This window comes from Kitasatospora sp. NPDC127067, from assembly GCF_042724755.1.
In the GTDB taxonomy this organism is placed as follows: domain Bacteria; phylum Actinomycetota; class Actinomycetes; order Streptomycetales; family Streptomycetaceae; genus Kitasatospora; species Kitasatospora lactacystinica.
On sequence record NZ_JBHXEM010000028.1, the window covers coordinates 56,017 to 79,454 of the forward strand.

26 protein-coding genes are annotated in these 23,438 nt (G+C 74.0%); 15 read left to right on the forward strand and 11 right to left on the reverse strand.

Going from position 1 to position 23,438, the window contains the following annotated elements:
- Window positions 1-257: 257 nt before the first annotated feature.
- The 3 genes from ACFWJ4_RS15015 to ACFWJ4_RS15025 all read left to right on the forward strand — a co-directional run bounded on the left by ACFWJ4_RS15015 (window position 258) and on the right by ACFWJ4_RS15025 (window position 2,792).
- Window positions 258-857 (forward strand): hypothetical protein, encoded by a 600-nt coding sequence (locus ACFWJ4_RS15015; protein WP_380543583.1) that lies wholly within the window; start codon window positions 258-260, stop codon window positions 855-857.
- A 197-nt stretch (window positions 858-1,054) separates the two neighbouring features.
- Window positions 1,055-1,675, forward strand: a complete 621-nt coding sequence (locus tag ACFWJ4_RS15020; RefSeq protein WP_380543586.1) for a hypothetical protein — start codon at window positions 1,055-1,057, stop codon at window positions 1,673-1,675.
- A 199-nt stretch (window positions 1,676-1,874) separates the two neighbouring features.
- Window positions 1,875-2,792, forward strand: a complete 918-nt coding sequence (locus ACFWJ4_RS15025) for a DUF6891 domain-containing protein (protein ID WP_359897646.1) — start codon at window positions 1,875-1,877, stop codon at window positions 2,790-2,792.
- 48 nt (window positions 2,793-2,840) lie between these two features.
- On the opposite strand, the gene ACFWJ4_RS15030 is transcribed toward ACFWJ4_RS15025, so the two are convergent.
- The 3 genes from ACFWJ4_RS15030 to ACFWJ4_RS15040 form a co-directional block, all read right to left on the reverse strand.
- Window positions 2,841-3,104 carry a hypothetical protein gene (locus ACFWJ4_RS15030; RefSeq protein ID WP_380543589.1) on the reverse strand — a complete coding sequence of 88 codons (264 nt, stop codon included), beginning with the start codon at window positions 3,102-3,104 and terminating at the stop codon, window positions 2,841-2,843.
- Window positions 3,105-3,176: 72 nt separating this feature from the next.
- Window positions 3,177-4,085 (reverse strand): diacylglycerol kinase, encoded by a 909-nt coding sequence (locus ACFWJ4_RS15035; RefSeq protein ID WP_380543591.1) that lies wholly within the window; start codon window positions 4,083-4,085, stop codon window positions 3,177-3,179.
- Window positions 4,082-5,650 (reverse strand): FAD-binding oxidoreductase, encoded by a 1,569-nt coding sequence (locus tag ACFWJ4_RS15040; RefSeq protein WP_380543594.1) that lies wholly within the window; start codon window positions 5,648-5,650, stop codon window positions 4,082-4,084. Before ACFWJ4_RS15040 ends, ACFWJ4_RS15035 begins: the two co-directional genes overlap by 4 nt.
- Before the next feature lie 74 nt (window positions 5,651-5,724).
- Here ACFWJ4_RS15040 and ACFWJ4_RS15045 point away from each other — a divergent pair, with 74 nt between their 5' ends.
- On the forward strand, window positions 5,725-6,333 hold the full coding sequence (locus ACFWJ4_RS15045) for a TetR/AcrR family transcriptional regulator (protein WP_380352843.1): 609 nt from the start codon (window positions 5,725-5,727) through the stop codon (window positions 6,331-6,333).
- The gene (locus ACFWJ4_RS15050; RefSeq protein WP_380543596.1) at window positions 6,330-7,925 is read left to right on the forward strand and encodes a glycerol-3-phosphate dehydrogenase/oxidase; all 1,596 of its coding nucleotides are present in this window, start codon (window positions 6,330-6,332) and stop codon (window positions 7,923-7,925) included. The genes ACFWJ4_RS15045 and ACFWJ4_RS15050 overlap by 4 nt, the downstream gene beginning before the upstream one ends.
- Before the next feature lie 102 nt (window positions 7,926-8,027).
- Here the strand turns inward: ACFWJ4_RS15050 and ACFWJ4_RS15055 are convergent, their stop codons facing one another.
- The gene (locus ACFWJ4_RS15055) at window positions 8,028-8,438 is read right to left on the reverse strand and encodes a hypothetical protein (RefSeq protein ID WP_380543599.1); all 411 of its coding nucleotides are present in this window, start codon (window positions 8,436-8,438) and stop codon (window positions 8,028-8,030) included.
- 138 nt (window positions 8,439-8,576) lie between these two features.
- Window positions 8,577-8,870, reverse strand: a complete 294-nt coding sequence (locus ACFWJ4_RS15060; RefSeq protein WP_380352839.1) for a hypothetical protein — start codon at window positions 8,868-8,870, stop codon at window positions 8,577-8,579.
- Between the two features lie 129 nt (window positions 8,871-8,999).
- On the opposite strand from ACFWJ4_RS15060, the gene ACFWJ4_RS15065 reads away from it, so the two are divergent.
- Together ACFWJ4_RS15065 and ACFWJ4_RS15070 are read left to right on the forward strand one after the other, a co-directional pair.
- Window positions 9,000-9,416, forward strand: coding sequence for a hypothetical protein (locus ACFWJ4_RS15065; RefSeq protein WP_359897654.1), 417 nt, complete (start codon window positions 9,000-9,002; stop codon window positions 9,414-9,416).
- Between the two features lie 213 nt (window positions 9,417-9,629).
- Complete coding sequence (locus ACFWJ4_RS15070; RefSeq protein WP_359897655.1) at window positions 9,630-10,205, forward strand: TerD family protein; 576 nt, start codon at window positions 9,630-9,632, stop codon at window positions 10,203-10,205.
- Here ACFWJ4_RS15070 and ACFWJ4_RS15075 read toward each other — a convergent pair.
- Window positions 10,187-11,572 (reverse strand): FAD-dependent monooxygenase, encoded by a 1,386-nt coding sequence (locus ACFWJ4_RS15075; protein ID WP_380543602.1) that lies wholly within the window; start codon window positions 11,570-11,572, stop codon window positions 10,187-10,189. The two genes, ACFWJ4_RS15070 and ACFWJ4_RS15075, sit on opposite strands and share 19 nt — an antisense overlap.
- 354 nt (window positions 11,573-11,926) lie before the next feature.
- On the opposite strand from ACFWJ4_RS15075, the gene ACFWJ4_RS15080 reads away from it, so the two are divergent.
- The 5 genes from ACFWJ4_RS15080 (at window position 11,927) to ACFWJ4_RS15100 (ending at window position 16,695) form a co-directional block, all read left to right on the forward strand.
- A complete protein-coding gene (locus ACFWJ4_RS15080; RefSeq protein ID WP_380543605.1) occupies window positions 11,927-13,969 on the forward strand; it encodes an FAD-dependent oxidoreductase in 2,043 nt (680 codons plus the stop codon).
- 75 nt (window positions 13,970-14,044) lie between these two features.
- Window positions 14,045-14,650 carry a PadR family transcriptional regulator gene (locus ACFWJ4_RS15085; RefSeq protein ID WP_380543608.1) on the forward strand — a complete coding sequence of 202 codons (606 nt, stop codon included), beginning with the start codon at window positions 14,045-14,047 and terminating at the stop codon, window positions 14,648-14,650.
- A gap of 89 nt (window positions 14,651-14,739) precedes the next feature.
- Window positions 14,740-15,480, forward strand: coding sequence for a hypothetical protein (locus ACFWJ4_RS15090; RefSeq protein WP_380543611.1), 741 nt, complete (start codon window positions 14,740-14,742; stop codon window positions 15,478-15,480).
- Between the two features lie 243 nt (window positions 15,481-15,723).
- The gene (locus tag ACFWJ4_RS15095; protein WP_380543614.1) at window positions 15,724-16,149 is read left to right on the forward strand and encodes a hypothetical protein; all 426 of its coding nucleotides are present in this window, start codon (window positions 15,724-15,726) and stop codon (window positions 16,147-16,149) included.
- A 24-nt stretch (window positions 16,150-16,173) separates the two neighbouring features.
- Complete coding sequence (locus ACFWJ4_RS15100; RefSeq protein WP_380543617.1) at window positions 16,174-16,695, forward strand: hypothetical protein; 522 nt, start codon at window positions 16,174-16,176, stop codon at window positions 16,693-16,695.
- Between the two features lie 12 nt (window positions 16,696-16,707).
- On the opposite strand, the gene ACFWJ4_RS15105 is transcribed toward ACFWJ4_RS15100, so the two are convergent.
- Window positions 16,708-17,109 carry a YybH family protein gene (locus ACFWJ4_RS15105; RefSeq protein WP_380543620.1) on the reverse strand — a complete coding sequence of 134 codons (402 nt, stop codon included), beginning with the start codon at window positions 17,107-17,109 and terminating at the stop codon, window positions 16,708-16,710.
- 24 nt (window positions 17,110-17,133) lie between these two features.
- Here ACFWJ4_RS15105 and ACFWJ4_RS15110 point away from each other — a divergent pair, with 24 nt between their 5' ends.
- Entirely contained in the window at window positions 17,134-17,529 is a 396-nt protein-coding gene (locus ACFWJ4_RS15110; protein ID WP_380543623.1) for a winged helix-turn-helix transcriptional regulator, read from the forward strand.
- A gap of 45 nt (window positions 17,530-17,574) precedes the next feature.
- Here ACFWJ4_RS15110 and ACFWJ4_RS15115 read toward each other — a convergent pair whose 3' ends face one another.
- Entirely contained in the window at window positions 17,575-18,837 is a 1,263-nt protein-coding gene (locus ACFWJ4_RS15115; protein ID WP_380543626.1) for an alpha/beta hydrolase family protein, read from the reverse strand.
- Between the two features lie 366 nt (window positions 18,838-19,203).
- A complete protein-coding gene (locus ACFWJ4_RS15120; protein ID WP_380543629.1) occupies window positions 19,204-20,157 on the reverse strand; it encodes a phosphatidylinositol-specific phospholipase C in 954 nt (317 codons plus the stop codon).
- Between the two features lie 310 nt (window positions 20,158-20,467).
- Here ACFWJ4_RS15120 and ACFWJ4_RS15125 point away from each other — a divergent pair, with 310 nt between their 5' ends.
- Complete coding sequence (locus ACFWJ4_RS15125) at window positions 20,468-20,821, forward strand: hypothetical protein (protein WP_380543632.1); 354 nt, start codon at window positions 20,468-20,470, stop codon at window positions 20,819-20,821.
- 95 nt (window positions 20,822-20,916) lie between these two features.
- Window positions 20,917-21,183 carry a hypothetical protein gene (locus tag ACFWJ4_RS15130; RefSeq protein WP_053111985.1) on the forward strand — a complete coding sequence of 89 codons (267 nt, stop codon included), beginning with the start codon at window positions 20,917-20,919 and terminating at the stop codon, window positions 21,181-21,183.
- 323 nt (window positions 21,184-21,506) lie between these two features.
- Here ACFWJ4_RS15130 and ACFWJ4_RS15135 read toward each other — a convergent pair whose 3' ends face one another.
- Together ACFWJ4_RS15135 and ACFWJ4_RS15140 are read right to left on the reverse strand one after the other, a co-directional pair.
- Window positions 21,507-22,349, reverse strand: a complete 843-nt coding sequence (locus ACFWJ4_RS15135) for a methyltransferase domain-containing protein (protein ID WP_380543635.1) — start codon at window positions 22,347-22,349, stop codon at window positions 21,507-21,509.
- 163 nt (window positions 22,350-22,512) lie between these two features.
- A complete protein-coding gene (locus tag ACFWJ4_RS15140; protein ID WP_380543638.1) occupies window positions 22,513-23,193 on the reverse strand; it encodes a ferredoxin in 681 nt (226 codons plus the stop codon).
- Between the last annotated feature and the right edge of the window lie 245 nt (window positions 23,194-23,438).

Below are 23,438 nucleotides of genomic sequence, written 5' to 3' on the forward strand. Positions count from 1 at the left end.
CGCACGCTCAACCCCCGGGCGGCGCGGACGTGGCGCTCGCTCGGACCTCGGTGGTTCAGTGCTTCCGGGTTTCAGGGGGCTGACGGCGCGTGACCGAAAGCCCCCACCCTGGATGCCTCAGGGCTCGACATGCCCGGCAGGCTACCCGACCCTCCGCCGTCGAAGCATCCGGTTTTCCAGGTGGACGGGCCCGGTCCGCGGTCGTCCGCCTGCGCCGGGATCGTCACGCCGTCCAAGGTGCCCCGCAAGGGGGTTCGATGAATCGTGTGAGAATCGGCGGGGTCCTGGCCGCGACGGCCCTGTTGCCGCTGGCCGTGGGCGCGGTGGGGCGGTTGGAGTCCCGCAGTGGCGGACGGGCCGTGGTGGCCGACGCCCTGAACCGGCCGGTGCTGCTGGTCGGCGCGGCCGGCGTCCTGCTCCTGGCCGCGCGCCTGGTCCGCGGCCGTCGGGACACGGTCGGCGGGGTGGTGACGGCGGTCGGGGTCCTCGGGCTGCTGTTCGCGGTGGGCGCATCCGTCCTCGGCTCGTTCCAGGAGCCGGTCCGATCGGGCACCCGCACGAGTTCCCCGGGCCGGACGGACCACGTCCTGACCGTGGTCAACCGCGGCTACTCGGAGCAGGAGAGCAACACCTTCCACATCGCGCTGGAGACCGGCACCGGCCTCTCGGCCCGCCGCTGGCACGTCCTCACCGTCCAACAGGCGTTCCCGGGGCAGGGCGAGTTCGTCTCGGCGCAGTGGTCCGACGCCGGCCACGTCCGCATCACCACCGACGCCGGCTACCGTGTCTTCACCGTCGACCCCGCCACCGGCGAACCGACCCTCACCGAGAGCGCCGGCAAGGTGCGGACCGTCTAGGTTCCCGGCCGGACACGGGGATCGAGGAGGGGCCCGCACCCTCCTTGAGCCTGGTGCGAGGCACGAGGCTCCCGGCGAAGGGGCCGGCGGCCACGATGCGCGGCTCGACCACCGCCGGGGGAACAGGGCGCCGGACAAGCTTTCGGCCGGGCCGGGAGGCCACCTCTAGGATGCCGGGAAACCGAAGAGGGGGTTCGATGACGAACCGTGGGAGAGCCGGCGGCATCGTGGCCGCCACCGCGCTGCTGCTGCCGCCGGCGCTGTGGGCGGTGGGGCGCATGGAGTCGGGCGACGGCGGGCGGGCGGTGCTGGCCGACGTCCTGAACCGGCCGTGGGCGATGCTCGGTCTGGCCGCCGTCCTGCTGCTGGTCGCGGTCGTGGTCCGCGGCCGGTGGGACGTCGTCGGCGGGCTGGCGGCGGCGTTCGCGGTGTTCGGGCTGCTGCTGACGGGTGGCGGCCATGTCCTCCAGACGTTCGGCCCGAAGGTCCACGGGGTGAGCCGCACCGCCTCCCCGGAGCGGGCGGACCACGTCCTGACGGTGGCCCACCACGACGACCCGGAGGGCTACAACGGCCGCTACTTCGTCCGGCTGGAGACCGGCACCGGCCTGTCGACCCGCCGCTGGGACGTGCTCGCCCTCCACACGGGCGGCTTCCGGGGCGAGGGGGAGTTCGTCTCGGCGGAGTGGGCCGGGTCCGGCCGGGTCCGCGTCAACACCGACGCCGGCTACCGCGTCTTCACCGTCGACCCGGGCTCCGGCGAACCGACCCTCACCGAGAGCGTCGGCGAGCTGAAGTCCCTCGTCCAGAGGGCCTGAGCCCGGGCGACGGGGGCGTTCGCCGCCGAGGAGCCGGTGCTGCGGGTGCTGTGCCCGTGGGAGCCCCTGCCGCGTGCTGCTGGAGACGGCGGCCGTGGCGGCGGCCGTGGCCTTCGTGGAGGGGCGGGTGCGGGCGCACCGGGTCTGAACTGCGGGATCGTCCGCGGGGATTGTCAGTGGGGTGTGCAAGGGTGACGTCATGCTGGCGATCGCGGTGCAGACGAACGAGACGCGGCACCTGAGGGTGTCGGCGGACGAACTGGCGGGGATGGTCCGGCGCATCGGTGCGCCGGACGACCGCTTCCTCGTCGTGGAGCGGATACCGGACCTGCCGGACGTGTACGTGCAGGTGTGGCACGCCGACGGGGAGGAGTACACGCTGGAGCACCGGGACGGCTCCGCCGAGCGGCACTTCGAGGTGCGGCTGGACGGGCCCGAGCCGGTGGTCGAGGCGATGACGGGCTGGGCGCGCGGTGCGGCGGGCTGGGACGAGGGCCTGGACTGGCGGCCGCTCGACCTGGGCCCGGCGCCGGAGCCGGTGCCGCCGATCGACCTGGAGGCGGGCGAGCGGAGGGAGTTGGAGGAGCGGCTGCGGCTGACGCTGGCCTGCGGCTACACCGACCGTGCCGGGCTCGCCGAACAGGCCGAGGAGCACCTGGTCGCGGGCGACCGCCGCCCGCTCTCGCGCCCGCAGGCCGAGCAACTCGCCGACCGGCTCTGGCTGGAGCGGGTCGGCGAGCAGAGCGGCTGGATCGGCGAGACCGATCCGGAGCGCCTGACCAGGGCCTTCGCCGCCCTGGAGGCGGGCGGCCTCACGGCCCGGGAGGACTTCGGCTGCTGCCGCTCCTGCGCGGACGCCGAGATCGCCGAGGCCGGCGCCCCCGAAGCGCGCGGCTTCGTCTGCTTCCACGCCCAGTGCACCGAGTCCGCCGCCGCCGGCCACGGCCTGTCCCTGCTGTACGGCGGCTTCGACGGCTCCCCGGCGACCACTGTCGCGGTCGGGAAGGAGGTGGTCGCCGCCCTGACGGAGGCCGGCCTGCCGACGGTCTGGAACGGCGACCCGTCCCACGCGATCGAGATACGCCCGCTGCTGTGGCGCCGCCGCCTGGGCGCGTGAGACCGGGGGTGCGGCAGCCGGTGGGTGGTCAGGTGCACCGGTGGGTGGTCAGGTGCGTCGGCGGGTCCAGCGCCAGTAGTTGGTGAGGCCGAGGCCGGCGCCGAGGAGGACGGCGCCGACGGGGACGAGGGGGAGCCACAGGGTGGCGACGGCCGCGCACTCGACGACCAGGCCGAGGGGGAGCAGCCAGCGGAACCAGGGTTCGCCGGGGAAGCGGCGGGCGTCCCAGACGGCGGCGGCGAGCATGGCCGCGGCGACCAGGACGCCGAGGACGGGGATGCCGTGGGGTGTCACGGTGAGTGCCAGGTGCATGTCCGTCAGCCTCTCCCGCCGGTGACCGGTGCCGCGGTCCGGCCCGTGGGACCGGACCGCGGCATCAGCCTCTCACGGCACCAGCACCCGCAGGGCGTCCTTGGCGACCGCGACGTCCACCGGGAGCGGGGCGATGAACTCCCCGTCGGCGTAGGCGGTGATGCCGGGGGACTCGATCCGCAGGGACTCGGTGCGCAGCGTGGTGACCTCCGGGTAGGTGATGTGGGTGCCCTTGAAGAGGGTCGGGAAGAAGCGGGCGATGCGCAGCCGGGGCATGGCGTCGACGAGGGTGAGGTCGAGCAGTCCGTCGTCGGGGAGGGCGGCGGGGCACATCAGCATGCCGCCGCCGTAGCTGCGGGTGTTGCCGACGGCGGCCAGGGTGAGGTCGCGTTCGATGACGGTGCCGTCGGCGAGGGTGATGCGGAACGGCAGCGGGCGCAGGTTGGCGAACTCGGCGAGGATGGCGAGGTTGTAGCGCATCCGGCCGCGCGGCCAGCGCAGCCGGTTGGCGCGGTCGCTGACCAGGGAGTCGAAGCCGGTGGCGAGGACGGAGCCGTACCAGCGGACGGCGCCGTCCGGGCCGGTGATCCGGCCGAGGTCGATGCCGCGGGTGCGTCCGGCGGCGATGACGTCGGCGGCGGCTTCGGGGGCGCCGAGCGGCAGGCCGTACTCGCGGGCGTGGTCGTTGCCGGTGCCGGCGGGTATCACGCCGAGCGGGACGGGGGTGCCGGCCAGGGCCTGGAGGGCGAGGTTGATCATGCCGTCGCCGCCGACGACGGCCACCGCGTCCACCCCGCCGGCCACCGCCTCGCGGGCGAGGCGGACGGCGTCCTCGGGGGAGCGCCCGGCGTGCGGTTCGACCTGGACGCCGAGGGCCCGCAGCCGGGCGGTGGCCCGGTGGGCGGCGGGTTCGGCATGGCCGGCGCCCGCCGCCGGGTTGGTGAGAACGGCGACCCTGCGGACGGTTCTCACCTCGTTCACGGGATCAACTTGCCCGGGTTGAGGATGCCCGCCGGGTCGAGTTCGGCCTTGACGGCGCGCAGGATGCGCACGCCGAGGTCGCCGATCTCCTCGGTCATCCAGGGCCGGTGGTCGGCGCCGACGGCGTGGTGGTGGCTGATGGTGCCGCCGGCGCCGAGGATGGCGTCCCCGGCGGCGCGCTTGGCGGCGCCCCAGCGGGTGAGCGGCTCCTCGCCGAGGGCGGCGACGACGGTGAAGTAGAGCGAGGCGCCGGTCGGGTAGACGTGCGAGATGTGGCAGAGCACGAGGGAGCCGGGCAGGGCGCCGGTGAGCGCCTCGGTGACGGCGGTGCGCAGGGCCGGCAGGCGGCTCCAGTTCGTCGCGGTCTCCAGGGTCTCGCACAGCGCGCCCGCGCTGAGCAGCGAGTCGCGCAGGTAGGGGGCGTTGAACCGGCCGTGCTCCCAGGCCCGGGCGGGGACCTCGCCGAGCGAGGTGGCGCCGGTGGCGAGCAGGGTGTCGCGGGTGAGCTGCAGGCGGGCGGCGACCTGGGCGGCGGTGCCCTCGAAGACGGTGACGGCCAGGCAGCCGGTGACCGCCGGGGCGCCGCCGATCTGCTCGGTCATGGCCAGGTTGATCATGGTCTCGGCCTCGTCGGAGAGCCGGATCACGGTCGGGCCGGTGCCCTGCTGCTCGACGGCGCGCAGCGCGGCGGTGCCGGTGGCGAAGTCGGGGAAGCTCCACGCCTCGTACGCCTTGACGGCGGGCAGCGGGTGGACGCGCAGCCGGACGGCGGTGATCACGCCGAGGGTGCCTTCGGAGCCGAGGAAGAGCTGGCGCAGGTCGGGGCCGGCGGCGGAGGCGGGGGCGCGGCCGAGGTCGAGGATCCCGGCGGGGGTGACGACGCGCAGTCCGCGCACCATCTCGTCGAAGCGTCCGTACCCGGCGGAGTCCTGGCCGGAGGAGCGGGTGGCCGCGAAGCCGCCGATGGTCGCGTAGCGGAAGCTCTGCGGGTAGTGGCCGAGTTCCCAGCCGCGTTCGGCGAGCAGTGCCTCCGCGGCCGGGCCGGTGAGGCCGGCGCCGAGGACGGCTTCGCCGGAGGTCTCGTCGAGGTCGAGCAACTGGTCGAAGCGGCGCAGGTCGAGGGAGACGACGGCGTCGAAGGCTCCGCGCTCGGGGTCGAGGCCGCCGACCACGCTGGTGCCGCCGCCGAACGGGACGACGGCGATGCGGCGTTCGGCGCACACCGCGAGGACGGCGGCGACCTCCTGCTCGCTGCCGGGCAGCACGACGGCGTCGGGGGCGTCCTGTGCCTCGCGGCTGCGGCGGCGCAGCAGGTCGGGGGTGGACTTGCCGCCGGCGCGCGGCAGCCGGTCGGCGTCGGCGGCGCTGACGTGGGCCTCGCCGACGGCGGTGGCGAGTGCCTTGAGGTCCTCGGCGGAGATCCGGGACGGGCGCAGGACGACCTCGTCGGCGCCGGGCCCGGGGGCGGCGTCGCCGGTGACGCCGAGGGCGGCGGCGAGCAGTCCCTTGATGTCGGCGGACAGTTCCTTGGCGAGGGCCGGGTCGCCCCAGGCGTCCCACTTCATCGGGGGGAGCGGAAGTGCGGCGCCGGCCGGTCCCGCTTGCGTCTCAGGTGCCATGCGTTACAGTTTCACACATCATGTCAAGTAGTAACGCCGAGCCTCAGACGCCGCCCCCGGCCCCCGGGGAGCGCAGCACCGACGACGCGATCCTGGACGCCGCCGCCGACCTGATCGTCCATCTCGGCGTGCGCCGGACCCAGTTGTCCGAGATCGCCCGCCGCGCCGGGGTCAGCCGCCCGACCGTCTACCGCCGCTGGCCGGACGTCCGGGCGGTGATCGGCGCGCTGCTCACCCGGGAGATCCTGACCACCCTGGAGGGCGCCGGGCTGGACGTCCACGACCGGGAGACCCTCGTCGAGCGGGTCGTGGAGATCGCCGTCCGGCTGCGCGACCACCCGGTGCTCGGTGCGCTGCTGCACTCCGACGACTCCGACCTGCTGCTCCAGTACGTCGTCGAGCGGCTCGGCGCCAGCCAGCGCGGCCTGCTGGAGGCGCTGCGCGCCGGCATCGAACACAGCCAGGCGCACGGCTCGATCCGGGCCGGCGAGCCGCTCGAACTGGCCGCCATGGTCCTGCTGATCGCCCAGTCCACAGTCCAGTCGCACCGCATGGTCGCCTCCCTGCTGCCCGAGGCGGCCTGGCGGCGCGAACTGGCCAGAGCACTGAACGGATACCTCGCGCCATGACCCCCACCGCAGGCCCGCACGCGGGCCCGTACGCGGGCACCGGCCGGCTCGACGCCGCCCGCCGCACGCTGGAACTCCAAGCGCTCGGCGACGACCCCCGGATCGACCTCCTGGTCGTCGGAGGCGGCGTCACCGGCGCCGGAGTGGCCCTGGACGCGGCCTCGCGCGGCCTGCGCACGGTACTCGTCGAGGCCCGCGACCTCGCCTTCGGAACGAGCCGCTGGAGCTCCAAGCTGGTGCACGGCGGCCTGCGCTACCTCGCCTCCGGGCAGATCAAGGTGGCCCGGGAGAGCGCCGTCGAGCGCGGCGTGCTGATGACCCGCACCGCCCCGCACCTGATCCGGGCGCTGCCCCAACTGGTGCCGCTGCTCCCCGACCTGCTGCGCCCGGGCCAGGCCGCACTGATCCGCACGGGCTTCCACGCCGGGGACGCGCTGCGCCTGACGGCCGGCACCCCGGGCGCGCTGCTGCCCCGGGTGCGCCGGATCGACGCCGACCGGACCCGCCGGCTGGTGCCGGGGGTGCGGACGGACGGGCTGCGCGGCTCGCTGGTCGCCCACGACGGCCAACTCGTGGACGACGCCCGGCTGGTGGTCGCGCTGGCCCGGACCGCCGCGCAGTACGGGGCGACCGTGCTGACCAGGGTGCGCGCCGAGCAGGTCGACGGCACCTCGGCCCGGCTGGTCGACACCCTGACCGGGCGGGAGCTGGCCCTCCGGGCCGGCGCGGTGGTCAACGCCACCGGCGTCTGGGCGGGCGAGGTGGACACCTCGATCAAGCTCCGGCCCAGCCGGGGCACCCACCTGCTGGTGGACGCGGCGGCGCTCGGCCACCCGACCGCGGCCCTCACCGTGCCGGTGCCCGGCTCCACCAGCCGGTTCGTCTTCGCCCTGCCGCAGCAGCTCGGCCGGGTCGCGATCGGCCTGACCGACGAGGACGCCCCGGGTCCGATCCCGGACGAGCCGCAGCCCACCGAGGCCGAGCGCTCGTTCCTCCTGGACACCGTCAACGCCGCCCTCGCCACCGCCCTGACCGGCGCGGACGTGCGCGGCGCGTACGCCGGTCTGCGTCCGCTGATCGACACCGGGGACGGCAGCACCGCCGACATCTCCCGCGAGCACGCGGTGCTGGAGAGCCCGTCCGGGGTGATCACCGTGGTCGGCGGCAAGCTCACCACCTACCGCAGGATGGCCGAGGACGCGGTGGACACCGCCGTCCGGCTGCGCGGCCTGCCCGCCCGCGCCTGCTGGACGGCCCGGCTGCCGCTGATCGGCGCCCCCGGCCACGGGGACAGCCGCCCGCTGCCCACCGGCGCGGGGGCCGTCGGCCAGGTGCCCGCCTCGCTGCTCGCCCGCCACGGCGGCGCTGCCCACGAGGTGCTGGCGGCAGGGGAGTTGACGCCGATCGCGGAGGGTCTGGACGTGACCCGCGCCGAGATCGCCCACGCCGTCAGCCACGAGGGCGCGCTGGACGCGGCCGACGTGCTCGACCGCCGCACCAGGATCGGGCTGGTCGCGCAGGACGCGGACCGGGCCCGGAAGGCGGTCGAGGAGATCGTGGCGGAGTGCCTCGCGGAGGTTCGGGGGGGCTGACGCGTCGGGCGGTCGGCGTATCGGCGGTCGGCGCTTCGGTCGGCGCGCCGGGCGATTCGCCCGGCGGCCGGCCGGCGCTTCGGGCCGAGGCCCGGGGGAGTGTCAGGCCGCGGCCCGGGGGAAGGGGGCGAGGTCCGGCTCCACCCAGGTGGTCCGGGCCTGCTCGGTCGCGAGCGTCCCCGGACGGTAGTGGCGGGCGAGCAGGTCCTTGTCGAGCAGGTCCGGGTGCAGGGCGGCGAACTGCTCGAAGCCCGTCGCGTCGTCGTCCGCGTGGAGGGCCACCAGCTCGACCCAGGCCCGGGTCATGGTGACGTGGAACTTCTGCGGCGCGCCGGCCTTGGTGGCGGTGCGCAGGATGCCCTCGCCGATCAGGTCGAGGGCGGCGGTGGCGCCGTGGCGGCGCACGGCGAGCCAGGTGAGCCGGACGTGCTGGCGGTGGCCGAAGCGCTCGGCGTCGGCCATCACCTCGCGCAGCAGCTCGTCGAAGGTGTCGGGGGTCGCGGGGGTGGTCATGCGCAGGCCTTCGTCGTCTGTGTGGGGCTCGTGGGGCGCGGCTCGTGGGAGTCCGGCTCGTGGAGGCGGCTCGTCCGGGCGGACCCTGGATCGTACGGTTTTCCGATATTCAGGGGCAAATCACCCGAACGGGGTGTTTCAGCGCGCCGTGCGCTCGGGCATCGGGTGCTCGGCGCCGGACAGCTCCAGGACGCAGGCGAGCGGGTGCTCGGCCCGGCCGGTGCGGTCGAGCCGGACCGCGAGCGGCTTCGGCGGCTCCTCGGCGACCTGGGCGGCGAGGGTCAGCGGGTAGACACCGTGCCCGTGGACGCGGTGGAAGGCGCACTCCTTGCCGTCGACCAGCAACTCGGTCTCGGTGATCCAGCCGGACCGGACGTTGACGGTCACCGAGTGCCCGCCCCGGTCGAGGTGGAAGCTGTACCGCTGGCGCATCGGGACCTCCGGCGACCGGGTCTGCGACGAGGGGAAACGGGGGAAGAGCCGACGAGGGGGAACGGGGGAAGGGCCCACGAGGGGAAATCCACTGCCAGTCTAGGGCGGGGGGTCGTTAGGGTGCTCGGCATGCGGAGCACAGCGGGCGGCCTGCGGCCGTACGGGCCGGACGAGGAGGTGGCCGAGGACGAGTACGTCCTCGGCCTGTACCGGGTGCCCGTCAAGGCGAGGACGGGACGCAAGGCCGGCCCGGCGCCGCAGCCCGGGCGCCTGGAGGCCTGGGCGGACGGCGGCGCGCTGCGGGCCGTCCTGCGCCGCCTGGGTGCGCGGACCCTGCCCACCCTCGCCCGCCACGAGCCCGACCTCGACTTCGCCGGCCGGATCCGGCAGCCGTCGACGGCCGCGCTGGTCCGGGAGATCGAGCAGGTGGACCTGGCCCGGCTTCCGGCCGCCGAGCGCGCGGTGCTGCGCCTGCTGTTGGACTGGGGCCGTCGGGCGACGGCCGAGAACGGCGCGCTGCGGATCGAGATCGACGCCGTGCAGTGACGGCGTGCCTTTACGGCGTGCAGTGACGCCGTGCAGTGACGCCGTGCAATGACGCCGTGCAATGGCGCCGCGACCTGCCCGGCGGCGGCTCCCGCGCGCGGTTCCCGTGCGCGACCCGGAGAAAATCCCGGGGCGGGCCCGCCTCCAGACGGATTCTCGTGATCTCTACAGTGTTGTAGATTCGTCCACAGGGAGAGATCCGAGGAGGGCATTGTGGGAGTTTCGCTGGCCAAGGGCGGCAACGTCTCGCTCAGCAAGGAGGCGCCCGGTCTGAGCGCCGTGATCGTCGGTCTCGGCTGGGACGTGCGCACCACCACCGGGGCCGACTACGACCTGGACGCCAGCGCGCTGCTGTGCAACGCGCTGGGCAAGGTGGTCTCGGACCAGCACTTCGTCTTCTTCAACAACCTCCGCAGCCCCGATGGTTCGGTCGAGCACAGCGGCGACAACCTGACCGGCGGCGGGGACGGGGACGACGAGCAGATCAAGGTCGACCTGGACCGCGTCCCGGTCGACGTGGCCAAGGTGGTCTTCCCGGTGTCGATCTACGACGCCGACGCCCGGCTGCAGAACTTCGGCCAGGTGCGCAACGCGTTCATCCGGATCGTCAACCAGGCCAACGGCCTGGAGATCGCGCGCTACGACCTGACCGAGGACGCCTCGACCGAGACCGCGATGGTCTTCGGCGAGCTGTACCGCAACGGCGTGGAGTGGAAGTTCCGTGCCATCGGCCAGGGCTACGCCTCCGGCCTGCGCGGCATCGCGACCGACTACGGCGTGAACGTCTGACCGTCGCCGCCGACGGCGTCGTCACCGGTGCCGTCCTCGCCACCATGGTGGACGTCACCACCGTCGACGTCGTCGACGTCCGTCCGCCCTGCGCGGGTTGACGTGGTTTCGGCGGTCGCCGCGAGCGCTCGGCCGGTACGGTCGAGCGCGTGGCCGCCGAAACCCCCGCCGCCGGTGAACTGGTGCTGCCACCAGGCGGCCATGCCCGGCTCGTCCATCCCCGACCAGTCCGGCGCCCCGGTGACCTGGGCCCGGCCGAGGGTGCGGCCCAGCTCCACCAACTCCCGCCCGGACGCAGTCCGTTCGCGGTCGTAGGCGGCCAGCAGGGCCGACCAGGAGCCGGCCTCGCGCCCCGCCAGTTCGAAGGCGTGGGCGTCCTGCATCGCCTTGACCGCGCCGCTGGTGTTGTGCGGGCGCACCACGGTGGCGGCGTCCCCGCCGATGAGCAGCCGGCCGGTCGTGCGGCGCGGGGCCGCCAGGTCGTAGATCGGCTGCAGGAAGGTCCGTTCGCGCGGGGTCAGGGTGACCAGGCCGGCCCAGTACGGCGGCAGGTACCGCTCGGCGAGCTGCCGCAGTTCGTCCAGCTGTCCGTCGAGGAGGCTGCCCGCCGGGATACTGGTCGGGCCGTCCAGCCGCAGCCAGGCGGGCGTGGGGGCGTAGAAGACCCAGTTCACCTGGGTGCGGCCGGGTTCGACCCCGGGGATGCGGTAGATCACCACCTGGCCGCCGGGGTAGCAGGCGGTGATGCACTGCTCCTCGGGCCAGGGCGCCGCGCCGCCGGGCAGCTCGGCGAGCAGGGCGGCGTCGTAGCTGCCGCGCCAGCACACGTACCCGGCGTAATCGGGTTCGGCCCGGGGGCAGACGGCCGCGCGGACCACCGAGCGGTAGCCGTCGGCGCCGATCACCAGGTCGTACGTCTCACGGCCGCCACCCGCTTCGGCCCAGGCGCCGTCGGGCCCGTTGCCGACGGCCGTCACGGTGGTGCCCAGCCGGAACTCGACCTGCCGGGGCGTCCGTTCGCGCAGCGCCTGCCAGAGCACGCCCCAGTGGTGGGAGTGGAAGGGGAAGGGCTGGGCCCAGAGCAGTCGACCGCAGCCGTCCGGTCCGTCGCCCTCGCCGGCCGCGCCCCGGGCGACCCAGCGGCGGACGGTGAGGCGGTGGCGGCGGGTGTCCGCGTCGAGGTGCCCGGTCCGGACCAGTTCGTCGAAGCGGTCGTTGTGGGTGCACAGCCCCACGCCGCGGTCCTCCAGCCGGCCGGGGCTGCGTTCCAGCACCACCACGCGTTCCGCGCCGAGCCGGGCGGCGGCGCCGGCGAACGCGCTTCCGGCGATGCTGCCCCCGACCACGGCCACCGAGCCACCCCGCACGGCCGCTCCTCTCCCGAGCTCGTGTCGTCCCCGCGGTGCCGCGGCGATGTCCGGGACGCCGTTGCGTCGCCCCCGCGATGTCCGGGACACGACGATACGCCGCCGACCGGGTTCCGGCGGCGTGTTCGAGCCATCCGGAGGGTCGTCCGGAGGGTCGTCCGGAGGGTCGTCCGGAGGGTCGTCCGGTGGGGTCCCGAGGCGTCCGGTCGGGCGCCTCCGGGGGTCGTCCGGAAGGGGGTCCGGAGGGTCCGTCCGGACGCTCCGCCCAGCCTTATGCAACTAGTTGCATACCCCGCCGCCCGTCCCCTACCCTGCGGTAACAACGACCCCCAGCCCGCGCCCCAGGAGACGTCGATGAGCGCCCACCCCGGCAGCAGCCGCTACCCGCACCTGCTCAGCCCGCTCGACCTCGGCTTCACCACCCTGCCCAACCGCGTGATCATGGGCTCCATGCACGTCGGCCTGGAGGAGGCCCCCGGCGGCTACGAGCGGATGGCCGCCTTCTACGCCGAACGGGCCCGAGGCGGCGTCGGCCTGATCGTCACCGGCGGCATCGCCCCCAACGAGGCCGGGCGCCCCTGGGAGGGCGGCGCGATGCTGACCACCGAGGAGGAGGCCGACAAACACCGGACCGTCACCGACGCGGTGCACGCCGCCGGCGGCAGGATCGCCCTCCAGATCCTCCACTTCGGCCGCTACGCCTACCACCCCGACCTCGTCGCCCCCAGCGCGATCCAGGCCCCGATCAGCCCCTTCACGCCCAACGCGCTCACCGCCGAACAGGTCGAGCAGACCATCGAGGACTTCGCCCGCTGCGCCGAACTCGCCCGCCGCGCCGGGTACGACGGCGTCGAGATCATGGGCTCCGAGGGCTACCTGATCAACGAGTTCGTCGTCGCCGCGACCAACCACCGCGAGGACGAGTGGGGCGGCCCGTACGAGCGGCGGATGCGCTTCCCGGTCGAGATCGTCCGCCGGGTCCGCGAACGGGTCGGCGAGGACTTCATCATCGTCTACCGCCTCTCCATGCTCGACCTGGTGCCCGGCGGCTCCACCCTGGACGAGGTCGTGCAGCTCGCCCAGGCCGTCGAGGCCGCCGGGGCGACCATCATCAACAGCGGCATCGGCTGGCACGAGGCCCGCATCCCCACCATCGCCACCTCGGTGCCGCGCGGCGCCTTCGCCTGGGTCACGAAGAAGGTGATGGGCAAGGTCGGCATCCCGCTGGTCACCACCAACCGCATCAACACCCCCGAGATCGCCGAGCGCCTGCTCGCCGAGGGCAGCGCCGACCTGGTCTCGATGGCCCGCCCGCTGCTCGCCGACGCCGACTTCGTCGCCAAGGCCCGGGACGACCGCGCCGAGGCCATCAACACCTGCATCGGCTGCAACCAGGCCTGCCTCGACCACACCTTCAACCTCCAGATCACCTCCTGCCTGGTCAACCCGCGCGCCTGCCACGAGACCGAACTCGTCCTCGGCCCCACCCGGTCGCGCAAGCGCATCGGCGTCGTCGGGGCCGGCCCGGCCGGCCTCGCTTTCGCCGTCTCCGCCGCCGAGCGCGGCCACGACGTCACCCTGTACGACGCCGCCGAGACGATCGGCGGACAGCTGAACATCGCCCGGCGCATCCCCGGCAAGGAGGAGTTCGACGAGACGCTGCGCTACTTCCGCACCCGGCTGGCCGAGTTGGCCGTCACCCTGCGGCTCGGCGCGACCGTCACCGCCGAACAGCTGGCCGAGCAGGGCCACGACGAGATCGTCCTCGCCACCGGCGTCACCCCGCGAACTCCCGCCGACATCCCCGGAATCGACCACCCCAGCGTGCTCGGCTACCTCGACGTGCTGCGCGACGGCGCGCCGGTCGGCGAGCGGGTCGCCATCCTCGGCGCGGGCGGCATCGGCTTCGACGTGGCCGAGTTCCTCACCGACCCGGGCGACGCGGCCAGCCTCAACCCGCCCGTGTTCCAGGCCAAGTGGGGCATCGACCCGGACTATCGCGAGCGCGGCGGCCTGCGCGCCCCGGAGCGGCCGAAGCCCCCGCGCAGCGTCCACCTGCTCCAGCGCAAGACCGGCAAGGTCGGCGCCGGCCTCGGCAAGACCACCGGCTGGATCCACCGCACCGAACTCAAGCACCGCGGCGTGGTGATGGTCCCCGGCGTCACCTACGACCTGATCGACGACGCCGGCCTGCACCTCACCGTCGACGGCGAGCGCCAACTGCTTCCCGTGGACACCGTCGTGCTCTGCACCGGCCAGGAGCCGCGCCGCGACCTGTACGAGGCGCTGCGCGAGCGCGGCCTGCCGGCGCACCTGATCGGCGGCGCCGACGTGGCCGCCGAACTGGACGCCAAGCAGGCCATCAAGCAGGGCACCGAACTGGCCGCCACCCTCTGACCCGGCCCGTACCCCGGCTGGTGCCGGGCTGGTGCCGGGCTCGCCGTCCGCGGTCGGCCCCGTACGATCGACCCCATGTCGCTGCCGCACGCCATCCTCACCGCCCTGCTGGAGAAACCGTCCTCGGGGCTGGAGCTGACCAGGCGGTTCGACAAGTCGATCGGCTTCTTCTGGCCCGCCACCCACCAGCAGATCTACCGCGAACTGGGCCGGCTGGAGGCCTCCGGACACATCCGGGCCCTCCAGCCGGAAGGGCCGGTGCGCGGACAGAAGAAGGAGTACGAGGTCCTGCCCGAGGGCCGCGCCGAACTCGCCCGCTGGACCGCCGAGGGCGCCGCGCCCCGCGCCGTCCGGGAGCCCCTGCTGCTGCGGCTGCGGGCGGCCGCGGTGGTCGGCACGGACGGGCTGACGGCCGAGCTGGTGCGCCATCTCGCCCTGCACCGCGAGCAGTTGGCCGACTACCGGGAAATCGAGCGGCGCGACTTCCCGGCCGAGCGGACGGACCCCGGGAACCGGCTCCAGCACGCGGTGCTGCGGGCCGGCATCGGACTGGAGACCTTCTGGGTGCAGTGGCTCGCCGAGACCCTCGAAGCCCTTCCGCCCGCTCCCTCGGCTCCCTCCGCCCTCTCCGCTTCCTCGGCCCCGTCCGCTCCGTCCGCCGACCCCGCGAACGGGTCCTGACCAGCGGAGATCCCCGCCCGCGCGCCCCGCCCGGCCCCCGGTGGGACACTGGTGGCTGTCCCTGCCCGAACCCTCGACCGGGGGCCCGTATGACTCGTCCCAGGCCCATCCACGCCCTCGCCGCCGCGGCCGCAGCCGTGGCGGTCGCCCTGGGCCCGGCCACCCTGCCGGCATCGGCCGCACCCGCCCAGGACGCCCAGCAACTGCCCTCCGCCGACCAGCTGAAATCGGCCCTGCTGACCGCTGCCGACCTCGGCCCCGGCTACACCGAGATCCCGGTGACGCAGAGCCCCAGCCCCGGAGCGAACCCGACCCCGGTGACGGGCTGCGCCGCGCTCAGCGCCATGATCAACATGCGCGCCACCCAGACCGGCACCGACGTCCCGCACGCCGCGGTCGAACTCGACGGCCCGGACGGCAACCCGATGACCACCCAGGTCCTCGCCGCCGAGGCGCCCGACCGGCTCACCGCCGACTTCAACACCGCCGCCGACGCCCTGAAGACCTGCCACAGCATCACCTTCAACGGCGGCACCGACGACGAGGTCACCTTCACCGTCACCCCGGTCACCCTCGGCGACCGCAAGGACGCCCCCGCCGTCCACCTCGACGGCACCCTGGCCGGCGTCCAACTCAACGGCTACGTCGGCATCGAGCGCTTCGGCACGGTCGCCATGGCCTTCGGCTTCTTCGAACGCCAGGCCACCTCCGAGCAGGCCGCCTCCATGCAGTACCGCACCGCCGTCGCCAAGGTCGAACGCATCCTCGGCACCCAGGCCGGCAGCACCACCACCCCCACCGCCGCCCCCACCGAGGGCCAGCGCGTCTGACCCGCCCCCGCACACTCCGCACAACACCGCGGCCCCTTCCTGAACGTCCTGTACGTTCGGCGAGGGGCCGCTGTGGTCCACCGCCCAAGGGGGCGGCGGCTGCACGCGTCGGAGGCTCTGGTGGTCTCGGACCGTCTGCGGGGTCCCGCCTCCCCGTGCGGGATGCGGGACCCCGCTTCCTACGGTGGGGCGCGGTTCACCGGGAACCATGGTCCTTGGGGGGGGGAATGGGGTGATCGGGTGATGACGGCTCTGGAGCCCGGGCGGGAGCGAGCCCGCGGCGGGTTGCGGGTCCTGGTTGTCTCCCTGGCGGGCATCTTGCCGCTGGCGACCGCGTGCACAGTGGGGAAGGTGCCCGACCCGGCCGTCATCGGAACCTGGAAGGCGGGCGTCTCCGCGGTCCAGTTCCTGGAGGGTGGCAAGCTCGGCGAGGTGAGTCTGCTGCCTGCCATGTGTCGGGGAAAGGAATCGCCGACGGCTGTGAGGTTCACCGGTACGTGGGAGTACGGGAGGCAGGAGGATGCCGGGACGGGCGCAGTCGCCAAACTGACCTCTGTGGAGGGAGGCCTCACCTGCGAGCGGTACTTCCAGTATGTCAAGGGAGAAGCGGGGGAGGCGCTGATCCTGACCGGTGTGGACAACCGCCAAGGACCTTTCGACCGCCAGTAGTTCGGGAGTGGAATGATCGGCTTCATGGACCGCCCTCGTGTGAAGCGGCGCTCAAGGCCCCTGGCCGCGCTGGTCGTTCCGGCCCTGGCTCTGATCACCGGCCTGCCGCTGGTGGCGTCCTGTACGGCGGCGGGGCCCCCGGCACCTACGCCGACGGCGGTGCGGACGGACCTCGACCCGCTGAAGCGCCGCTTTCCGCAGTTGGGTTCGCTGTCTGCGGCCACCTGGGTCAGTCAGGTGTTGACGCAGAACACCGGGCGGGGGGTTCCCGGACCGACCGATGTGAGCCTGGACGGGGTGGCGCAGGTCGAGCCGGCGACGCTGGCGGCGATCACGTCGAGCGGAACGTGGGAGGAGGCCGTCATCGAGTGCGGGGTCCCGAAGGAGATCGCCACCGAGGTGGGTGGCGAGACCGGATGGCTCCACAGCAGGGCCTTCGACGAGTCGATCACCCGGACCCGGTATTCGGGGAGCTTCTACTTCGACAAGCAGACCGGCCGGGTCTACTTCTGCACGGTCAACCCGAAGGTGCGGAGCCAGGGTTGATCGGTCGCCCGTTCACGTCCGGGCGGCCGTGCCGAAGGGGTTGTCGATCACGTAGTGCCAGTGGCCGGCCGGGTCGCGGCGGGCGACGTCGGTGGCGGTGCCGGTGAGGTGGATGTCGGTGCCGTCGGGGGTGGTGCCGGTGATCTCCCAGTCGACGATGAGCAGGGCGATGTCGTCGGCGACGTAGGTGTGCCGGGGGCGGACGGTGATGGGCAGGCCGAGGGCGAGGAACTCGGCGTTGGCGCGGTGGAGTTCGGGGCCCGTGGCGGTGGCGCCGGGGGTGGGGACGAAGACCGCGCCGGGCTCGTAGACCCGGGCGAGCAGTTCCGGGCGGCCGGAGTTGAAGGCGGCGGCGAAGACGGCCGGGTGTTGTGCCGGGTCGGTGCTCGGGGGGAGGGTGGTGGGGTGAGTCATGCGAGCAGTGAAGACCGGCCCGGCGTGGGTCACCAAACGGGAAGTGGCGGGTGGGGTGAGCGGGGCTGGGACGAGGAGCTGGTGCCGGACGGGCGCGGCCGCACCGCCCGTCCGGAGCCGGACTGTCCGGTGGAGGTGGCGCTCGCGGCGGTGGCCGGCCGCTGGACGACGCTGGTGCTGCGTGAGCTGATGCACGGGCCCGCCTCGTACGGGGAGCTGCGGGAGCGGCTGCCGGAGATCAGCTCGAAGGTGCTCGCGGAGCGCCTGCAGGCGCTGGGGGAGCGGGAGTTGGTGGCGCGGGAGCGGCGGCGCGGGTTCCCGGTGCGGACCTCGTACCGGTTGACGCCGGCCGGGGAGGCGCTGCGGCCGCTGCTGGTGGAGCTGTACCGGACGGGTGTGGCGTTGGCGGGGCGAGGCTAGGGTCGGGCGGCCGCACCCCCGTGGCGGCCGCCCGTGCACGAGGTCCTACGGGTGGTGGACGACCTCGGGGAAGGCCTTCGACGGGCCGTCGAGCAGCTTGCCGCAGTGGCGGCCCCGCAGGTGGAGGTCGAAGAAGGCGCGCGGGTAGGCCTGCTGGATGAGGACGCCGCGGTCGGGGTCGAGGGTGCCGACCGCGGACTGGATCTGCTCCTCGGTCAGGCCGATAAGCCGGCCCGCCTGCGGGATCAGCGTCATGTTGTCGCCGTACGAGTTGTGCACGGCGCCGGTGGCCTGGACGTCGAGGCGCCAGCCGCGCAGGTGGCCCCAGAAGGTCGCGATGTAGGGGCTGTTCGCCCGGGTGTAGTTGGCGGTCATCATCATGAACGGACGGTCGATGTCGGTGGTGATGGCGGGGTTCGACTCCATTCGCCCGTCCAGGGTGAGGCCGGCGCGGATGCGCTGGTCGGCGACCATGGCGAGGCCGACGGCGGTGCCGCCCTTGGACCAGCCGAAGGCGCCGATGTTCCGGGCGTCGAGGCCGCCGAGCAGGCCGTTCGGCAGGGTGCGGCCGTCGACGTCGGGGTTGCGGCCGTTGGCGAGGTCGACGACGCGGTCGAGCAGGAAGAGCAGGTCGGCCGCGTAGTCCCTCGGGTACAGGCCCGGGTCGACGCCGTCCCGGGTGACGACGGTCCCGTCCGGGAACTCGGTGATGCCGTCGTGGGTGTGGTCGACGGTGACGACGGCGAAGCCGTGGCTGGCCAACTCCTGGACCACGATGGTGTGGTCGCCGCGGTGGCCGCCCGCGCCGTGCGAGTAGAGGATGACCGGCAGCGGCCGGCCGGCCCGGTGGACGGGCGCTCCCTGGTGGCCGGCGGTGAGCGGGGCGAGCGAGAGCGGGAGGGGGAAGCCGACGTCGTCGAGGAAGGCCTTGAGGGCGCCCTCGGTCATCCAGGGGGCGAGCGGGTAGGCGGCGGCGTCCGCGGTCCGGGCGGGGTACCAGACGGTGGCCATCAGCTCGCGGAACTTGCCGGGCCGGGCGTTCGGGTCCAGCCGGGACTCGTCGCGCAGGTGCAGCGGCACCATGCCGACCGGGAAGGGGCCGGTGGGCGCGGTCAGGGTGAGGCGGGAGGGGGATGCGGCGCCGGAGGAGGGGACGGGAGCGGAAGCCGGGGCGGGAGCGGCCGAGGCGGTGCGGGCGAGGCCCAGCGGTGCGACGGCGCCGAGGGCGAGCGCGGTGCCCAGCATGCGGCGGCGGGTCGGTCCGGTACGGCGTGCGGTCGGCGTGGTGTCCAGCGGCGTGGTGTCCATGTGTGGAACGCTGTCACGCGGGCCGGGTGGGTGACATCAGCCCGTCGATTGATCCTTCGTCACGTCGTATTGGCCCACGGGTTTACATCCCCGGGCTGATGTGGACGGCGCCAATGGGCACCAACGATCAGCAGACGGCACCGGCAGAAGGCGCCGGCAGACGGCGACGCGGCGCCGCCGGGGCGACGCCGCGTTGCCGGCCATGACCACCGGTCGGGCGTTCCTGGTCCGCTTCGTACCGGATCCCCTGTGACTGCTCCTTGCTCCGCCGGTCCGCGTGCGTCGGTGGAGGCGGAGCGGTCGCGGTGCGGAGAACGCGTCACATCGGGGTGCGGGTGGAACACGAATTCGTCAACTGCCGGTTGTTCAGATGAAGTTCTTGTCGATCAGCATCTGCAGGACGTTGACGTGGAAGTCCGGGAAGTCCATCGGCACGATGCCGAACCGGGCGCGCTGCTGGGTGCGGGCGTTCAGATACGGGTAGACCGTGCGGTCCATCAGGGCCTGCGAGCTGGTCTTCGGCCAGTAACCCCCGGCGTAGGAGAGGAAGTTGACGAACATCTTCGAGTGGCCCGGGTTGAGGAAGGCCTTGTCGAACTGGGCGACGATGCGCCGGCCCTTCGTCCCCAGCGGGTCGAGGCCGCCGGTCTGCCAGAGGTCCTGGGTGTCGAACCAGCCGTTCTCGCCGCTGGACCAGTCGATCAGGCCCCACGGGTTGGCGAAGTCGGCGATCAGGACGACCTTCCCGCGGGCGGTGGCGAGCGTCGGCCACCCGTAGAAGTGGAACAGGCCGCGGTAGCCCAGGTCGTCGAAGTAGTGGTTGACCCGCCGCATGAACTCGGTGTCGTCGAGCGACTGGCCGCCGGCGCGCTCGTTGCGCAGGCGCATCAGGACGGTCTCGCCGGGGTGCGACTGGAGAAAGGTTCGGCAGCGGTCGAGCACGTCCTGGAGCCGGATGTGCTGGTAGGCGTCGGAGTGGTAGATCCCGAGCTCGTCGGGCGCGCCCTGGAGGCCGTTGCAGCGGATGTCGAGGAAGCGGACTCCCTCGGTCAACTGCTGGGGGATTCCCCAGTTCTGGGTGTGCGACCACTCGGTGCCGTAGGCGGGGTTCTCGCAGCAGGAGTCGTGGGTGCCGGGGATGGTGAGGTCGAGCAGTGAGAGGTCGCCGCTCAGGCGGCTCATCCAGCTGTCCGTCGGCAGGCCGCGCGGGGTGGTGGCGGCGGCGGCCGCCCACGCGGCGCCCGGCAGGGCGATGCCTGTGACGGTGGCGGCGCCCAATCCCGCGCCCCACTTGAGTAGTTCACGACGTGCGATGCCCATGTACGGCTCCTCGGGGTCCGGTCGGTGCGGTGCGGTGGGGTGCGGTGCGGTGCGGTGCGGTGTGGCGCGGTGCGATGGGGTGTGGCGCAGTGCGGTCGGTCGTGCGAGGGGCGTTGTCATCCTGGAGTACGAGGGCACGGCTTTGACAGGTCCGTGACGCCGAAATTCGGGGCTGTGTGTCGTCGGGCCCACGTGCTTTCGGGTCCACGCGTGTTCGTGCCCGGGAACCGCGCGGGGCTCCGGAGGCGTGTGCGTCCGGGAACGTGGGCGTGGGCGTGGGCGAGGGGGACCGGCGGGGATGACGGCATCGGTGGAGCGCAACAGATCGCACGGCTGCGGGTGGTACGCCGCCGGACCGCTGCTCGCGGCGGCGGTCACCGTCCTGGGGGCGCTGCTGGTCGCGCGCAGGTGGGCGGACTGCCCGCGGGGGATGGACATGCCGACCCGGGCGTCGATGGCGCTGGCCCTGCCGGTCGGCTGGATCGGAATGACCGTGCTGCTGGTACTCCTGCAGGCCGTCCTGGTGGCGGTGCTGCCCGAGGGCACCGAGCCGGAGGTGAAGTGGGTGGTGCTGGTGGTGGCGGCCGTGCTGCTGTTCCTGCTGTACGTCTTCGGGATGGGCTCCCCCGACACGGAGCCGGGCGGCGCCTGCTACCGCGGCTAGCGGACCGGCCCCGGCCCGGGTGCCCGCGCCGCCGAACCCCTCGGCGGGGTGAAGATCGAAATGCGCGGACGGCCCCCGCCCGCCACGGTGGGACCGTGGCTGCGATCGTCGTCCTCTTCGAACTGGCCCCGGACCAGGCCCTCGGACCCGAGGGTGTCGGCCCGGGCGTGGTCGCGGTGCACGCCGCCGGCCAGGATCCGGACGTCCCGGAGGACCCGCAGGCGCGCACCCTCTGCGGGCTGGACACCGCCCCGATGGAGCACGCCCACTACCGTCCCGCCCGGCCGGGTGAGCCGTGGTACCCGCCCGAGCTGGAGCAGCAGCGGTGCCGGCTCTGCGAGGCGGCGCTGCACCGGCTCTGAGCGAAGGGCCGGGGCATCGGAGCGCCGCAGTGCCGGACGGCCGGGGTGCCGGAGTGCCGGAGTCAGTGCCACCAGCGGACGAAGGTGACGACGCCGAGCACCGCGAAGCCCAGGAGCAGCAGCCCGGCGAGGACGAGACCGGCACAGGCCAGCGACCCGGCCGACCGGCCGACTCGTCCCGGAAGGGCTGCCGCGCGCGGTCGTGCACGTGCTGCCAGTCGACCGGGCGGCCCGCCCGTGCGGAGGCCGCTCGCGGAGCTCGGCCAGTCTGGCGCGGGCCCTCCCGGGCTGCGCCGGCGGGCGCCTCCGGCGGGCACAGCCGGTCAGCGGGGCCGGTGGGCGACCGCGGCGAACATCGCCACCGACAGGTGGAACGTCCCGTGCTCGGCGGCCGCGTCGAGGTCGGCGTAGAGCCGGTCGCGCTGCTCCTCGGTGATCAGGCCCCGGCCGACGGCCGCAGCGCCGATCCCGTGGACGATCGGCCGGGTGACCGTGCGGGAGTCGTGCAACAGGACGTCGGCGCCGAGGTGGTCGACGGCCAGTCCGGCCTCGACCAGCAGGCCCGCGAGGCAGCGCCCGGCGTCCGGGGTGGCGGCGGTGCCCTCGGCGACGGCCGCCAGCGCGGGGCGGATCTCCGGGGCGGCCGGATGGAGCACGAAGGTGGCCCAGTCGGTGTCCAGCAGCGCGACCCGGCCGCCCGGACGCAGCACCCGGGCCATCTCGGCGACGGCCTTCGCCGGATCGGGGAGGTGCTGGAGGACGCGCTCGCACCAGACCACGTCCAACTCCCCGTCGGGCAGCGGCAGGTCGAGCGCGTCGCCGTCCAGGAAGCGGGCCGCGCTGCCGGCCTCGGCGGCGCGCTGCTCGGCGACGACCCGGAGCCCGGGATTGGGTTCGAGGCCGATCGCGGTGCCGGTGGCGCGGTCCGTCGCCCCGGCCCCCGGGGCGACCGCGGCCGCGAGCACCTGGGTCTCCGACCCGGTGCCGGCGCCGACGTCCAGCGCGCGCTCTCCGGGGCGTACGGCGAGCTGTGCGTGCGCCCACGCGCGCAGCCGCCGCACCCCGGGGTTGGCCGCCAGGGCGTCCAGCACGGCGATGAGCCGGTCGGTGACGGCCGGGTCGGTGTTGGCGGCGTTGAAGGCCGAGGTCGGGTGCGGGTCGCTCATGGCCGCCACCCTAAAGGAATGTGACGATCCGTCAGTGATCACCCCACCGTGGTCTCGCGGATCGGTGCAAGGTGTTCACGGCGGCCCGGACGGTCTCCTCGAAGGCGGGGTCGGTCTCCTCGGAGGCGGGGATGAAATCGCGGTAGCCCGGGGGCGCGGGCCGTCAGAGCTCCGGGAGCGCCTCCCCGGTCTGCGGCTCGCGGCCCTCGGTGAGCCAGAACAGGTAGCCGCGCAGGTAGGCCTCCAGCCCGTCGTCCAGGTAGGCGGCGTACTGCCGCAGGGCCTCCGGCTCGTTCCGGCCGTTGTCGCCCAGTTCCAGCTCGCCCGCGATCCAGGCCCGTACCTCGTCCCGGCGCGACCACCAGTCGCGCACCGCCTGCGGGGTCCAGTGCCGGTCGCCGTCCCAGGCGTAGCCGCCCAGCGGCTCGCCGCGGGCGATCTCCACCAGGGCGGCCACCTCGCGGGGGTTGGCGGGCTGGCGGTGGACGAACTCGCAGTGCTCGTCGTCCGAGAGCGCGTGTTCGGGGAGGTAGTACGGGCCGTTCAGCCCGCTGTCGGTCTCGCCGGCGTAGAACGGGCCCGGCACGTTCAGCGGGCTGCGCTGCTCCCAGCGGCCGTCGCCCACGGAATCGGTCATCTCCCGCGCGGCCGGCAGCGGGTCCCAGTAGGCCCGCTCCTGCCACGGCCCTTCCACGGGGTAGCGGAGCAGCCGCCCGCGCATCCGCGCGGCGGCCTGCCGCAACTCCGCCTCGTGCGAGAGCGGTACGGCCCGTCGGCTGCCCCGTGCCCGGTCCAGGAGCCGGGCCCACCGGCCGACCAGCCCGCCCACCTGCGTCTTTCCCATGCGGCTCACCCTAGGCGGGTATATCCGAAGTTCCGACCCCCCCAAAGGGTCGAGGTGTCCAGGACCAGCTTGTGACGACCGAGCTGAACACCCTGGCGGAAGTCCGACGCGCGGAACCCTCGGGTCGAAGGAAATGGCCCGGGAGGCGGAGTGGGGGGGGGGGGGGGGCGCCCAAACACCCCCCCCCGGGGCGGGGGGGTGCCCCCCCCGGGGCCCCGCCGCCCCGCCCCCCCCGGGAGTTAAAA